The organism is Halopenitus persicus, assembly GCF_900107205.1.
Taxonomy (GTDB): domain Archaea; phylum Halobacteriota; class Halobacteria; order Halobacteriales; family Haloferacaceae; genus Halopenitus; species Halopenitus persicus.
Genome location: NZ_FNPC01000002.1, coordinates 429,040 through 442,956, shown reverse-complemented (window position 1 = coordinate 442,956; position 13,917 = coordinate 429,040). Strand labels below are relative to the sequence as shown.

At 69.1% G+C, this 13,917-nt stretch carries 14 protein-coding genes and 1 pseudogene; 5 read left to right on the top strand and 10 right to left on the bottom strand.

Annotation, left to right across the window (positions count from 1 at the left end; all coding sequences use genetic code 11):
- A pseudogene (locus BLV25_RS05220) lies at positions 1-338 on the top strand (IS6 family transposase); the annotation flags it as partial.
- Between the two features lie 86 nt (positions 339-424).
- Here BLV25_RS05220 and BLV25_RS05215 read toward each other — a convergent pair.
- The 5 genes from BLV25_RS05215 to BLV25_RS05195 all read right to left on the bottom strand — a co-directional run bounded on the left by BLV25_RS05215 (position 425) and on the right by BLV25_RS05195 (position 4,196).
- A complete protein-coding gene (locus BLV25_RS05215) occupies positions 425-1,141 on the bottom strand; it encodes an energy-coupling factor transporter transmembrane component T family protein (protein ID WP_092731216.1) in 717 nt (238 codons plus the stop codon).
- Positions 1,138-1,830: an energy-coupling factor ABC transporter ATP-binding protein gene (locus BLV25_RS05210; protein WP_092731214.1), complete on the bottom strand. Its 693-nt coding sequence runs from the start codon at positions 1,828-1,830 to the stop codon at positions 1,138-1,140. The genes BLV25_RS05215 and BLV25_RS05210 overlap by 4 nt, the downstream gene beginning before the upstream one ends.
- Entirely contained in the window at positions 1,827-2,408 is a 582-nt protein-coding gene (locus BLV25_RS05205) for a biotin transporter BioY (RefSeq protein WP_021075234.1), read from the bottom strand. The genes BLV25_RS05210 and BLV25_RS05205 overlap by 4 nt, the downstream gene beginning before the upstream one ends.
- A gap of 149 nt (positions 2,409-2,557) precedes the next feature.
- Complete coding sequence (locus BLV25_RS05200) at positions 2,558-3,385, bottom strand: undecaprenyl-diphosphate phosphatase (protein ID WP_021075235.1); 828 nt, start codon at positions 3,383-3,385, stop codon at positions 2,558-2,560.
- A 67-nt stretch (positions 3,386-3,452) separates the two neighbouring features.
- Positions 3,453-4,196: a hypothetical protein gene (locus BLV25_RS05195; protein ID WP_092731212.1), complete on the bottom strand. Its 744-nt coding sequence runs from the start codon at positions 4,194-4,196 to the stop codon at positions 3,453-3,455.
- A 145-nt stretch (positions 4,197-4,341) separates the two neighbouring features.
- Between BLV25_RS05195 and BLV25_RS05190 the strand changes: the two genes are divergently transcribed.
- Positions 4,342-4,953 carry a MaoC family dehydratase gene (locus BLV25_RS05190; protein WP_021073593.1) on the top strand — a complete coding sequence of 204 codons (612 nt, stop codon included), beginning with the start codon at positions 4,342-4,344 and terminating at the stop codon, positions 4,951-4,953.
- Between the two features lie 57 nt (positions 4,954-5,010).
- On the opposite strand, the gene BLV25_RS05185 is transcribed toward BLV25_RS05190, so the two are convergent.
- Entirely contained in the window at positions 5,011-5,595 is a 585-nt protein-coding gene (locus tag BLV25_RS05185; protein WP_021073592.1) for a zinc ribbon domain-containing protein, read from the bottom strand.
- Between the two features lie 91 nt (positions 5,596-5,686).
- Between BLV25_RS05185 and aspS the strand changes: the two genes are divergently transcribed.
- Positions 5,687-7,000: an aspartate--tRNA(Asn) ligase gene (gene aspS / locus BLV25_RS05180; RefSeq protein ID WP_092731210.1), complete on the top strand. Its 1,314-nt coding sequence runs from the start codon at positions 5,687-5,689 to the stop codon at positions 6,998-7,000.
- A gap of 10 nt (positions 7,001-7,010) precedes the next feature.
- Positions 7,011-7,874 (top strand): pantoate kinase, encoded by an 864-nt coding sequence (locus BLV25_RS05175; protein WP_092731208.1) that lies wholly within the window; start codon positions 7,011-7,013, stop codon positions 7,872-7,874.
- A gap of 77 nt (positions 7,875-7,951) precedes the next feature.
- Here the strand turns inward: BLV25_RS05175 and BLV25_RS05170 are convergent, their stop codons facing one another.
- Together BLV25_RS05170 and lonB are read right to left on the bottom strand one after the other, a co-directional pair.
- Complete coding sequence (locus BLV25_RS05170) at positions 7,952-8,743, bottom strand: CPBP family intramembrane glutamic endopeptidase (RefSeq protein WP_092731206.1); 792 nt, start codon at positions 8,741-8,743, stop codon at positions 7,952-7,954.
- 31 nt (positions 8,744-8,774) lie between these two features.
- The gene (lonB, locus tag BLV25_RS05165; protein ID WP_092731204.1) at positions 8,775-11,126 is read right to left on the bottom strand and encodes an ATP-dependent protease LonB; all 2,352 of its coding nucleotides are present in this window, start codon (positions 11,124-11,126) and stop codon (positions 8,775-8,777) included.
- Positions 11,127-11,296: 170 nt separating this feature from the next.
- Here lonB and BLV25_RS05160 point away from each other — a divergent pair, with 170 nt between their 5' ends.
- The gene (locus BLV25_RS05160) at positions 11,297-11,818 is read left to right on the top strand and encodes a nicotinamide-nucleotide adenylyltransferase (RefSeq protein ID WP_021073587.1); all 522 of its coding nucleotides are present in this window, start codon (positions 11,297-11,299) and stop codon (positions 11,816-11,818) included.
- A 28-nt stretch (positions 11,819-11,846) separates the two neighbouring features.
- Here BLV25_RS05160 and BLV25_RS05155 read toward each other — a convergent pair whose 3' ends face one another.
- Positions 11,847-12,743: an SDR family NAD(P)-dependent oxidoreductase gene (locus tag BLV25_RS05155; protein WP_092731202.1), complete on the bottom strand. Its 897-nt coding sequence runs from the start codon at positions 12,741-12,743 to the stop codon at positions 11,847-11,849.
- A gap of 49 nt (positions 12,744-12,792) precedes the next feature.
- Complete coding sequence (gene ncsA / locus BLV25_RS05150) at positions 12,793-13,806, bottom strand: tRNA 2-thiolation protein NcsA (protein WP_092731200.1); 1,014 nt, start codon at positions 13,804-13,806, stop codon at positions 12,793-12,795.
- Between the last annotated feature and the right edge of the window lie 111 nt (positions 13,807-13,917).

Sequence of the window (13,917 nt, the reverse complement as noted above, 5' to 3'; positions counted from 1 at the left end):
CTGCAGACCCGCAAACCAGCGATCTGCTTCACGTCCGGTTGTTTTCCACGACCACGACATCGTTAACCGAGATCTTTCTTCGCGAATTACGAGACAAACACGATGTCGAAACTGCTGTCTTTCTCGTTGATGGCGCTCAACACCTCCAAACTGCGCTTTCCCGAGCCGGACTCCGATTTCAGATGTGTCGCCACGGAAATCGGAACGCTGTCGAACGGATCTTTCGAGAGCTGAAGCGCCGAACGTCGTCGTTCTCAAATTGTTTCAGCCACGTTGAACCGGAAACAGCAGAATCCTGGATCTTAGCCTTCGCTCGCTGGCACAATGCCACTAACTAAACACCACCATCCGGCGGTTATCACACGAAAAGTCGGATATAATATATAAATAAATAGAGCGAATGATCCGGTAGTATATAAATAAGTCACGCGACCGCGATGATCGCGGCGACGGTCAGTCCCGTCGCGAGCAGCACCGCCGGGACGTCGGTCCGCGAGAATCGAAGCGGCGGCAGCGTCGGGTTCCACGCGAAACACCGCGCCGTCAGCGCGGTCGCGAGCCGGTCGGCCCGCCCGATCGCGCGAGCGATCCCCGCGACCGCCACGATCCGCATTCGATGGTGAACCGAGCGTTCCGCGCCGCACCGCGCGTGAATCGCCGCGCGCGTGCTCGCGAGGTCGTGACGCAGCAGCGGGAGGAACCGGAAGACGAGCGCGACGCCGATGCCGAGGGCTCGCCCCGGCCGACCGGGGACGAGCCACTGGAGCGCCGCACGCGACTCCCGGACCGGCGTCGACCGGACGAACGAGGCCGCGACGAGCAACACGATCCAGACCCGGTAGCTCGCGAGCCCGGTCGTCAGCGCGTCCGCGGCCCGGATCCACGGCGGTCCGACGGTGACCCCCGCGACGACGGGCGCCGCGAGGAGGAACGGGGCGCTCCAGCGGTAGCCCCACGCGGCCTCACGAACGGTTCCGCCGGCGGCCCACACGCAGCTCACGGCGAGAACGGAAAGGACCGCCAGTCCTCGCGGCGTGGTGTACGCGTACGCGGCCGCGGCGAAGGCGACCTGGAGGAACAGCTTCGACCGCGGATCGAGCCGATGGAAGCGGGAGTCGTCCGGAACGTACGCGACCGTCATTCGGGATCGCCGAGGATCGGGCGATCGATATCGCGGTCATCGTCCTCGACGGCCGCGATCTCGCCGTCGGCGAGGACTACGCTCCGGTCCGCGAGATCGCGAACGGATCGGGGGTCGTGGGTGACGACGACCACGCTCGTGCCCTCGTCGTGGAGGGCCTCGAGGCGGGACCGGACCGACCGTCGGGCGGCAGCGTCGAGTCCGGTGAACGGCTCGTCGAGCACGAGATGGGACGGCCGCATCGCGAGCGCGCCCGCGATCGCGAGGCGCTGCCGCTGCCCGCCCGACAGCTCGTCCACGCGGGCGTCTCGCCGGTCGGAAAGTCCGACGGCCTCCAGGGCATCGTCGACCCGTTCGTCGATGGCCTCGCGGTCGAGGCCGAGGTTCTCCGGACCGAAGGCGACGTCGGCGGCGACCGTCGCCGCGACGATCTGGTCGCGCGGGTGTTGAAACACCATCCCGACCGCGCGTCTCGCGGCCAGCAGGTCCGCCTCGACGGGAGTCCCGTTCACGCGGACGGTGCCCGAATCGGGGGTGACCAGTCCGTTGAACGTCCGAACGAGGGTCGTCTTGCCGGCCCCGTTCGCCCCGGCGAGGATCAGGAACTCGCCGTCCGGAACCGTCAGCGAGACGTCATCGAGGGCGCGAACGCCGCCGCGGTCGACCGTCACCGCGTCGACGTCGATCATGTCGCGGCCAGGGCGTCCGAGCGCACGATCCCGACCGCGGCGGCGATCTTGGCGGCCTCGGCGGGGAGGAAGACGAGCGCGCCCTGGACCACGGCCTCGACCGGGGCGAGTCCGAGCACGAGCGCGAGCCCGGTCACGCCGACCGCGTAGATGACGACCGTGCCGGCGATCAGGCCGCCGACGAGCGTCGGAACGCCGACCCCATCGAGGTCGCGAAGCGCGGGTCCGCGATGGACGGCGAGGCCGACGACCCCGGCCGCGACCGGATACGACCAGAGGTAGCCGGCGGTCGCGCCGACGAGATGGCCGAGCCCGCCCGCACCCCCGGAGAAGACCGGCGCGCCGAGGGCGCCGGCCGCCAGGTAGATCCCGAGCGCCGCCGGCCCCCAGACGGGACCGAGCAGCACCCCGGCGAGGAAGACGCCGAGGACCTGCAGCGTGACCGGCGCGGGCGAGAGGGGAACGGGAAACGAGACGTACGCGAACGCACCGACGAGCGCCGCGAACAGCGCCGCTCGGGCGAGATTTCGGGTCGATTCGTGGCCGACGAGGTCGACCGACTCCGTGGCGGTTGACATACGCGAGCGTTTTCGTAAACCCACTTTAGAATTCTGGTTTACGAGACGGGCATCGAGTCGTGGTTCGACGATCGTGGAAAACCCACGGCTACGGAATCGATCCGGAAGTCATCGGAGAACGGTGCGGTCGACGGCGTTCCGGTCCGATATCAGGCGACGACGGAGACCACGCCGCCGCCGACGATCGCGAGGGTTCCGAGGGTGACGCAGACGATCCAGAAGGGGATGCGCTCGACGACCCGCATCAGCGCGTCGATCGTCAGGTAGCCGACCACGGCGCTGACCGAGAGCGCGACGGCCGCCGCCACGGGACTGATCCCGGGAAGGCCCCCGGCGCCCGCGATCGTCAGCGCGGCGGCGGCAAGGCTCGCGGGAATCGACAACAGAAAGGAGAGCCGGAACGCGGCCGGCGGCTCGTAGCTGCGGAACAACAGCGCGCTCGTGGTGACGCCCGACCGGGAGACGCCGGGGAGGATCGCGATTCCCTGGACGCCGCCGACGAGCAGGGAATCGAGGAGCGTCGGGGTCTCCCGTCCGCCCATCGCGACCGATTCGGAGGCCAGCTGCAGCGCGCCAGTGAGCAGCAGCAGGACGCCGATGGCCGCGATGAAGACGCCGCCCGCGAGTTGCCCCGCCAGATCGACGGCGAAGATGTATAGCGGAATGCCGACGAGCCCCGTCATCAGACAGGCGACGACCACGTACGAGACGATCGCGTTATCGGCGTCATACGCCGACCGGGGTCGCCACCCCGGGGCCGCGGCGAACGCGGTCGCGATGTCCGACCGGTAGTAGGTCGCCGCCGAGAGGGTCGTCCCGACCTGCAGAAACAGCGCGAGCTGAAGCGCGACCTGCGGGTCCGTCCCGACCGCGGTGAGCACCAACGCGAGATTGCCCTGGCTCGAGACCGGCAGCCATTCGACGACCCCCTGGACGATCCCGGCGAGGACCGCCACGGCGAGTTCCGTGAGAGTCACTATCGGGAGAGGGGGCGCGACGACACTTAAGGAGCGTCGATCCCGGTGGCGATCCGGGAGGATTCGGTCACTGGGACTTTCCCGGGTGGGAATCGGCGCGTTCAGTGGCAGGATCGTCCTCGGCGGTCCCGTCCCCGACGTCCCCGTTGGCGCCCGGCGGTTCCGGCGGTTCGGACGGTTCCGGCGGTTCGGGCGGCTCGAGCGCGGCGACGAGCAGCTCGACCGGCTTCGACTCCCGAAGGGTCGCCCACGACCGGTCGTCCCGGAGCGCGAGCGCGCCGCCCGCAACGAGCGCGAGCGCGAGGACGGTCGGCGCGCCGAGGGTCGGTCCGCCGCCGCCGACCGACGCGCCCAGGGTCGCGATGCCAGCGCCGATCGCGAGGACGCCCGCGACGCGCAGGGGCGCGGCACGGAGTTCGGCGTGAACCACGCTCGCGAGCGCGACGACCCGCGAATCGGCCACGCCGCCGGCGAGGCGGTCGAACAGATGGTCGAGCAGGCGAATGACGGGACCCACGGTCCACGTCTCCCGGAGGTCGATCACGATCACCTCCGGTTCGGGCTCGGCGGTGAGCCACCGGAACAACCACGATCGCCGGGTCGTCCGGACCAGAAACCGGCCGCCGTCGGCGAGCGTCGAGTCGGTCGCGGCGTCGCCCGCGCGGTCGAGTTCCCGGCGGGCGATGCCGAGGATCGCGGACTCGTCCGCGGCGGCTGAAAGGCGGGCCGCCGCGCCCGCGAGCGCACGGCCGATGAGCGACTCGCCCGGGTCGATCGACCGGGACGCGGCGGCGTCGGTGTCGGATGACATACGCTGGGTCGGCCTCGTGTCGATCGATCGCGGTTGCGGGCATAAAGAGATGCGCGATCCGTGCGGGCGCGATCCACGGCCGAAACGAAACCCCTGATCCGAGAAAAACGGAACCGCCTTGAGCCCGGTTTGCATACGCCGCGGTATGAGCGATCGACCCGAAAACGTCGAGACGACCACGAGCGGAGCGAGCGACGCGATGACGACCGGCAGCGAGGGGATGACCGACGACGAGGGGGCGGCGGGCGAAGATACGGCGACGGACGCGACGTCCGAGGCCGATGACGAGGACGACGGGACCATCTACTTCGAGGACGTCGAGCCCGGGACGGTCACGCAGTGCGGCTCGACGACGGTCTCGCGCGAGGAGATCCGCGAGTTCGCCGAGGAGTACGATCCGCTGGACATCCACACCGACCCCGAGGCCGCCGCCGAGAGCCCCTACGGCGACGTCATCGCCAGCGGCTACCACACGCTCGCGCTGTCCGTCCGCCTGCTGGTGGACGCCGCGCGGGGCGACCGGGCGGTCATCGCCGGGCTCGGGATCGACGACGTCCGGTGGCACGCGCCGGTCCGGCCGGGAGACACGCTCTCGGTCGCGTTCGAGATCCTGGACACGCGCCCCTCCGAGAGCAATCCCGACGCCGGGATCATCCACGAGGCGATCACGGTGACCAACCAGGACGGCGAGACGGTCCTCACTCTCGAGAACAACGAACTCGTCGAGCGGCGGGAACCGGCCGAGGGAGCGGAGTGAGAAGGCCGGGTCGATCCCGCGGTCGCCGTCCTCCCGAACGGCGCCGGTCCCGTCGTCCTATCGAACGGCGCCGGTCCCGTCGTCCTCGGCGGTCGGCAGCGGTTCGGTACACCAGTGACAGAAGTCGAGCTCCGCGTCGGTCTCCTTGCCGCAGTGGGGACAGGTCACCGCCGGAGTCTCCTCCGGCGCGGCGGGAACCGCGTTTCGCGTCGGAGGACGTTCGGTTCCGGTCGTGGTCGGTCCGCTCCCGGACGACCGGTCAGGCGTCCCGGACGAACGGTCCGACGTCCCGGACGAGCTCTCGGCGGGGCCGTCGGCGGACCGGTCGTCCGTTCCGCCGACGACCGTTCGGGCTTGGGTCCGAGCGCGATCGCGGTCCCGTCGCCCCAACACGTAGGCGTCGACGGCCGACAGGAGGACGAGGACCGTGATCGGAACCAACACGACGGCCGGGACGCCCTCGGGGTTCGTGAGCGGGTTCACGGGTTCCACGTCGTTGACGGAGTGGAGGACGACGGACGCGCCCACGACGGTGAGCAGCCAGACGAGTCCACGACCCCACCGACGGAGATACGCGTGACCGAGTCCGACGATCGCGAGCGCCAGCGCGGCGGCGATCCACGGCCGCAACCGGTGCAACATATTCGAGCGTTACGGGCGCGGCGTACTGAAACTTCTGGGTGGCGGACTCCGAATCAACGTCTTTTAAGCCTTCTCCCCGGAACGGGGAGGTATGCACGGACTCGAAGACCGCACGTACACGTCCGACGCCGAGCCGGGCGATCACGTCACGGTCGCCGGCTGGGTACACGAGGTCCGAGACCTCGGTGGCATCGCGTTCCTCATCCTCCGGGACACCGAGGGCCGGATCCAGGTCAAGTTCGAGAAGGACGAGATGGACGACGAGCTCGTCGAGACCGGTCTCGGCGTCGCACGCGAGTCGGTGATCGCGGTGACCGGCGCCGTCGACGAGGAGCCGCGCGCGCCGACGGGCGTCGAGATCACCCCCGATTCCGTCGACGTGCTCGCGGAGTCGGACACCGAGCTGCCGCTCGACCCCTCCGGCAAGGTCGACGCGGAGCTGTCGACCCGGCTCGACAACCGGACGCTCGACCTGCGGAAGGACGAGGTCAAGGCAGTCTTCGAGATCCGCGGCGAGATCTTCCGCGCGGCACGGGAGGCCTTCCGCGACGCGAACGCCACGGAGATCACGACCCCGAAGATCGTCGCGACCGGGACCGAGGGCGGAACCGAGCTCTTCCCGATCACCTACTTCGGCGAGGAGGCGTTCATGAACCAGTCGCCGCAGCTGTTCAAGCAGCTGACGGCGGGGTCGAGTCTCGAGCGCGTCTTCGAGATCGGACCGATCTTCCGCGCCGAGGAGCACAACACGCCGCGACACCTCAACGAGGCCACCTCGATCGACTTCGAGGGCGCCTTCTGTGACCACGAGGACGCGATGGACGTCTGTGAGTCGGTCATCCGGTCGGCCTACGAGGCGGTCGAACGGAACTGCGAGCCGCAGCTCGAGGCCCTCGGGCTCGAGGCGGAGTTCGAGGCGCCGACCGAGTCGTTCCCGCGGCTCACCTACGAGGAGGCGATCGAGCGGATCAACGCCACCGGCGAACTCGACGAGCAGCTCGTGTGGGGCGACGATCTCCCCACCGAGGGCGAACACGCGCTCGGGGAGGACGTCGGCGAGCACTACTTCATCACCGACTGGCCCTCCGAGATCAAGCCGTTCTACATCAAGGATTACGACGGCGACGACACGCTCTCGACCGGCTTCGACCTGATGCACCCGCGGATGGAGCTCGTCTCCGGCGGGCAGCGCGAACACCGCTACGAGGAGCTCATCGCGGGCTTCGAACAGCAGGGGCTCGACCCCGAGGAGTTCGAGTACTACACGAAGATGTTCAAATACGGGATGCCCCCGCACGCCGGCTGGGCCATCGGCGCCGAGCGGCTCGTGATGACGATGCTCGGCCTCGACAACATCCGCGAGGCGGTGCTGTTCCCGCGCGACCGCCAGCGGCTCAGTCCGTAACTCCATTCGAATGACCGACGATCGATCGAGCGCGTTCGTCCCCGGACACGTCACGGCGTTCTTCAGCGCCCATCCGGACGAGGTCGTTCACGCCGCCGGATCCCGCGGTGCGGGAGTCACGATTTCGGACGGCGTGACGGTCACCGTCGATCCGGTCGCCGAGCCGGGCGAGACGCCGACCCAGACCGTGAACGGCGAGTCGACGACGATCGAACCGGTGACGCTCGTTCTGTCGAAGCTGGACGTCGACGCACGCGTCGCGATCGAGACCGACCTTCCGCTCGGCGCCGGATTCGGCGTTTCGGGGGCGGCGGCGCTGGGGACCGCGCTGGCGGCCGCCGACGCACTCGAGGCCGGCCGGTCGGAAAACGACCTGATTCGGACCGCCCACGCCGCCGAGATCGAGGCCGGAACCGGACTCGGTGACGTCGTCGCGCAGGCGCGTGGCGGGATCCCGATCCGCCTCGAACCGGGTGCTCCCGGGTACGGGGCGCTCGACGGCGTCCCGGCGACCGCCCGCATCGAGTACGTCACCTTCGGCGAGCTTTCGACGGAGTCGGTCCTTGCCGACGACACTGCCGACCTCTCGGCCGCCGGCGAACGTGCGTTGACGACCGTGGAAGCGGATCCGACGCTGGAGACGCTGATGGACGCCTCACGGACGTTCGCACGGGAAGCCGGGCTGCTCGTTCCGCCGGTCGCGGAGGCGATCGACCTGGTCGACGACGTCGGCGGCGAGGCGTCGATGGCGATGCTCGGGCGAACCGTCTTCGCGCTCGGGACCGGTCTCTCCGACGCCGGCTACGATCCGACCGTCTGCCGCGTCCATCCCGGCGGCTCACGGGTGTGCGGGACGGACGACACGGCGGAGTGAGGCACGGCGGAGCAAAACAAGGCGGAGCGAAACAAGGTGGAGCGAGAAGCAAGCGGTGCGAGAAGCAAGCGGCGCCCTCACCGACCGAACCACGTGCCGATGTCCGGACCGGGTCCTTCGTGGACGACGAATTCGACCGCGTTGATGACGTAGTGGGCCACGATCACGACCACGAGGGATCCGGAGCGGACGAAGAGGCCGCCGAGAACCGTTCCGAGGACGGCGGTCACGACCACGCCGAGGCGTCCCTGCGCGCCGTGCCCGATCCCGAACACGATCGCGGATCCGACGACCAGCAGCCACGGATCGATCCCCAGTCCGGTCGCGAACGCGCCGATGAGCACGCCGCGAAACAGCAGCTCCTCGAAGACGGCGATCGTCGGCAGGACGACCACGAGCAGCACCGCCCACTCGACCGCGTCCGTCGGCGCCAGCGACTCCCGGAGTCGTTCCGGCCCCGGAAGCCCGACCCGGCGACCGATCCCCGCGCCGAGTTCGTTCAGAACGGCCACGGCGGCCCCCGCGAGGACGCCGTATCCGACCGAACGGACGGCGATCGGGTCCGCCGGGAGACCGAGGGTCGCTGCCGGCACGTCGTACCACCACACGAGCGCCACGACCGCGGCCAGGAACAGGCCCTGTGAGACCGCGACGTTCGCCAGGAGCAGTCGCGTGGTGATCGTCGGCGACGGATCGGAACGCACGCCGGAATTCGAATCAGCGTCGTGATTCGAACCGGGCGCGGTCCGTGAGGTCACGTCGTCGACGACCCGGACGTTCTCCAGTACGGCCTGCGACCGACGAGTCAGTCCCAGCAGAACGAGCGTGAGAACGGCGATCGCGAGCGTGAAACCGGTCCAGTTCGGCATACGAAAAGGCGAGGGCCGTCGGGGACGAGCCCTACTGCGGGCTCGGGTTGGAGGGGTTCGCGACGCCCTGTTCCTTCAGCGCCGATCCGGTGATCGACTTGAGCCGGGAGACGAGCGAGTCCTTCTCCCCCTCGCCCTCCAGCGCGATGTCGAGCACCTCGCTGATGTGGCTGACGGGGATGACCTCGATCATCTCCTCGTACTCGTCCTCGATCATCACGTCCTGTTCGTTGGCTGCCGGGATGATGACCCGGTCACAGCCGGCCTTGGCCGCGGCCTCGATCTTGTGGGTGACGCCGCCGACCGGGAGGACGTCGCCCCGGACCGACAGCGAGCCCGTCATCGCCAGGTTCTGGTCGACGCCGACGTTCTCCAACGCTGAGATGACGGCGGTCGCGACCGTGATGGACGCGGAGTCGCCGTCGACGCCCTGCTGGCCGGTCTGGACGAACTGGATGTGGATGTCCTTCTCGGAGATGTTCTCGTCGGAGAACTTCTTGATGATCGCCGAGACGTTCGAGACCGCCTCCTGGGCCATCTCCTTGAGCTGGCCGGTGGCGATCACCTCGCCGGGGCCCTGGGAGGGCGTGACCTCGGCCATCACGGGCAGCATAATGCCGGAGTCCTCGCCCATCACGGCGAGGCCGTTGACGCGGCCGACGACGTAGCCCTCCGAGACCTGCAGCTCGTAATCCTTCCGGCGCTCGATGAAGTCGTCGGCGAGCTGCTGTTCGATCGAGCGGGAGCGCCCCTTCGCCTGGAGCACGTGGTCGCGGGTGGTGTACTCCGCGCCCTCACCGCGGGCGATGTCGCCCGCCACGCGGACGAGCCCGCCGAGGTTCCGGAACAGCAGCGTCAGGTGGCCCTTCCGGCCGGCGCGGCGCTTCGCCTCGAGGATGACCTCCTCGATCGCCTCCGCGGTGAACTCGGGGAGCCGCCCGTCGTTGGAGACCTCCTGTGCCACGAAGCGGGCGTACTTCCGGCGCATCTCGGGGGTGTCCTCGATGGTGTCCTCCATATACACCTCGTAGCCGTACCCCTTGATCCGGGAGCGCAGCGCCGGGTGCATGTTCTCCATCGCGTCCAGGTTCCCGGCGGCGATCATCACGAAGTCCGTGGGGACGGGCTCGGTCTGGACCATCGCGCCCGAGGAGCGCTCGGACTGGCCGGTGATCGAGAACTCGCCCTCCTGGATCGCCGTCATCAGGTGCTGCTGGCTGCGGATGTCGAGGGTGTTGATCTCGTCGATGAACAGCACGCCCTTGTTCGCCGTGTGGATGGCGCCCGCCTCCACGCGGTCGTGGGAGGGCGTCTCCATCCCGCCGGACTGGAAGGGGTCGTGGCGGACGTCGCCCAGCAGCGCGCCGGCGTGGGCGCCGGTCGCGTCCTCGAACGGGGCGGTCTTCGTGTCCGCGTTGTTGACGAGCAGGTTCGGGATCATCGCGTCCGACCCGCGGTTCATGTACCGGAACGCGAGCCAGATGACGCCGGCCGCGATGATGCCGAGGAGGATCTGGCCGGCGATGATGAGCGCGTAGCCCAGCACGACGGCGATGATGATCCACATCAGGAAGCTGCGCATCTGGTTGCGCTTGCGGGCCTCCTCCTTGTGGGCGTCGACGATCTGTTCGCCCTTGCCGGCGGGAACCGTCCGGACCTTCGGGTTGTTCCCGTCGTCGGGGTTGTGGTAGACGAGGACGTCCTGCAGCTCCTCCTTCGGGAGCATCTCGGCCATCGCCTTCGCGAGCATCGACTTGCCGGTCCCCGGCGAGCCGATCATCATCACGTGGCGGCGCTGCTTGGCCGCCTTGATGATGACGTCGCGGGCGTGTTCCTGCCCGATGACCTGGTCGACGAGCCGGTCGGGGATCTCGATGTCCTCGGTCGAATCGACCTTGAGGCCGCCGAGGAGGTCGTCCTCGTCGGGGTCCTCCTCGACCTCGGCGCCGTGGACCTCCACGTCGCTGCCGAGCTCCTCGATCGACGGTCGGTCGTCCTCGGGCTCCCCGGGGTCCCGGTCCGCGTCGGGGCCCGCTTCCTCGTGGGGGACGTCCTCCGATATCTCGGTCGTGAGCGCGCCGTTCGAGTCGGGCCCGGGATAGATCATCCCGTCGGAGTCCTCCTCGGAACCGGTTCCGGTCGGCCGGTCGTGGTCGGGCCGATCGTCGGCGGCCGAACCGTCAGCTGGCCGATCGTCGGCCTCGTTTCGGTCGCCGTTCCGGCCCTGGTCGGTCGGTTCCTCGGATGCGTCCCCGTCCGCGTCCGGACGTCCGCGGTCGTCGCCGCCGCTCTCGCGGTCGGCTGGCGCCGCCGGATCGCCCTCCTCGGAGGGGGGTGCCCCGTGCTCGCTGGAGCGCTCGTTCTCGTCCTTCTCGTTGCTCATAGAATCGTTCGTCGCTGTTTGGATCGAGGTGACGGCGATTGATATACTTTCTCCCCTCGTCGTTATCGCCGAGGCGTTCGAGAACGGCCACGAGAGAGGCTGTCGGTCGCCATCACGGGAGCGAAAGGAACTCGCCGTCTTTAATACCCATCCCGCCGGTAGGTCCGGACATGCGGGGGTTCTACATCGGCCGGTTCCAGCCGTTTCACGACGGCCACCTCCATATGGTCGAGGAGATCGCCGAGGAGGTCGACGAGCTCGTCCTCGGGATCGGGTCGGCCGGCGACTCACACTCCACGCGAAACCCCTTCACGGCGGGCGAACGCGTGATGATGGTGACCAAGGCGGTCGAGGACCTCGATCTGACGACCTACGTCGTCCCGATCGAGGACCTCGAACGCAACTCCGTCTGGGTGAGCCACGTCCAGAGCATGTCGCCGGCGTTCCAGGTCGCCTACTCGAACAACCCGCTCGTCATCCGGCTCTTCGAGGAGGCCGGCGTCGAGGTCCGGCAGTCGCCGATGTTCCGGCGCGACGTCCTCGAGGGGACCGAACTGCGCGAGCGGATGATCCACGACCGCGACTGGCAGACCCTCGTTCCCGACGCCGTCGTCGAGGTCATCGAGGAGACCGACGGCGTCGACCGGATCCGGCGGATCGCCGAGACCGACTCGAACGGCAACTCGCTGTAGGCGCGGGGAGGTGGGCCGGCGACGCCGTCTACGCGGATCCGTCCGACGCCGACCCGTCCCGATCCAGCCGCCGTTCCCACTCCGCGGCGGGGTGTGACTCGCGGGTGACCCCGTCCGGTCCCTGCGCGAGCAGCCTGGTCGCCGCCTCGTCCATCACGTCCGGTTCGAGGACGTCGTCCCGTTCCTCCTCGGGGAGGTGATCCCAGAACCGCGTTCCGACCCGGCCGCCGGGGTCGAGACAGTTGACGTTCACGCCCGCGTCCGCGATCTCGTCGGACAGCGTGCGGCTGAATCCCTCGAGCCCCCACTTCGAGGCGACGTAGGGACCCCAGCCGGGCGCCGCGCGTCGTCCCAGCCCGGAGGAGACGTTGATCACGTTCCCGGCGCCGGCGTCGAGCAGTTCCGGAACGGCGTGGCTGACACAGAGAAACGCGCCCGTCAGATTGACCTCGAGGATCCGGCGCCAATCCGCGGGCTCCGTCTCCAGGACCGTGCGTCGCTCATCGTGCAGGCTCAACGTCCCGATCCCCGCGTTGTTCACGAGACCGGTCACCTCGCCGAACGCATCGACCGTCGCCTCCACGAGCGCGGCGACCGTCGCCTCGTCGGTCACGTCGGCGGGGACGACGATCGTGTCGCCCGGCGCGTCGGCAACCGATTCGGCGACCGCACGGAGGTCCGGCTCGCCGCGGGCGGAGAGCGCGACGTTCGCGCCCTCGCGAACGAACTGCCGCGCCATCGAGGCGCCCAGCCCGCGGCTGGCACCCGTGAGGATCACCGTCTCGCCGTGGAGCCGTCCGTCGCCGTCACGTCGATCGCCGTCGTCCCGACGATCGTCCCGGCGGTCGTCGTGCCGTCGATCAGCGTCCTCACCGCGTCGGTCGTCGGCATTCTGCCGGTCGCCGTCGGACGTGCCTCGCGTCATACCGGCACCTCGCCGGCGATCGATAAAAAGGGGGTGGCGACCGCGGCCGCTAGACCGCCTCGATCGACTCGATGAGCCGACACTTCCGGCAGACCTCGCGGCTCGTGGTCGACCCGCACTCGGTACACTCGCCGAGATCGGCGTCGTCATCGTCGCCGTCCTCGCGGTAGCGGTCGGCGACGATCCCCGCGATCTCCTCGTAGCCGGCCATGATCGAGTGGCGCGTGCCCGGGTGTGACTCCTCGAGCTCGTGGAGAACCGACTTGATCTCGCCGCGGTAGGCCTCCTCGGCGTGGGGACACTCGGCCATATGCGAGGGGAGATCGCGGAGGTGACAGTAGAGCGCGACCTCCTTTTCGGGAACGTCCCGGAGCGGCTTCGCGCGCGGAACGAAGTGGTCCGATTCGGCACGAGCGTTCGGGTCCGCCCCGTCGTCCGAGCCGGGATTCCGATCCGCGAAGGGCCCGAGCGAGGCGTCGAAGTGTTTGGCGATCTGGCGGACGTCCCCCTCGAGAACGTTCATCAGCGCCGTCTGTGCCTCGTCGTCGAGGTTGTGTCCGGTCAGGAGCTTGTCGGCGTCGAGCTCCTCGGCGTACGTCTCGAGGAGGTCCCGACGGAAGACGCCGCAGTAGGCGCAGGCGGCCATGTTCTCGGGGTCGGTCTCGACGACGTCGTCCATCTCGACGCCGAACTCCTCGGCGTAGGAGACCACCTCGTGGCGCATTCCGAGGTCGTCGGTCAGTTCCCGACAGGCCGCGAGGCTCTCGTCGCGGTATCCCTCGATCCCCTCGTGGATCGTCAATCCGATCAGCTCGACGCGGGGATCCTGGCCGAACGTCTCCTCGAGGATCGTCGCGAGGACGACGCTGTCCTTGCCGCCCGAGAGCCCGATCACCCACCGATCGGGGTCGTCAGGCGTGGCGTCGGGATCGAGCAGGCCGTCCTCGCGAACGCGTCGCCGGACGCGCTTCTCGACCGACCGGCGGAAGTGCTCCCCACAGAGGTGGGCCCCGGAGTAGGCGGCGTGGGTCACCGCGTCGGCGCCGCACTTGTCACAGTCCATCGCGCGTGAGTTGTCGACCGGGCGGGATACGGGTTTCGGGCCGAGCGCGCCGGGGACGGGCTGACCGCGCGCCGGTTTCGGGCCGGACTCGCGTCCGATCCGTCCGCCGCC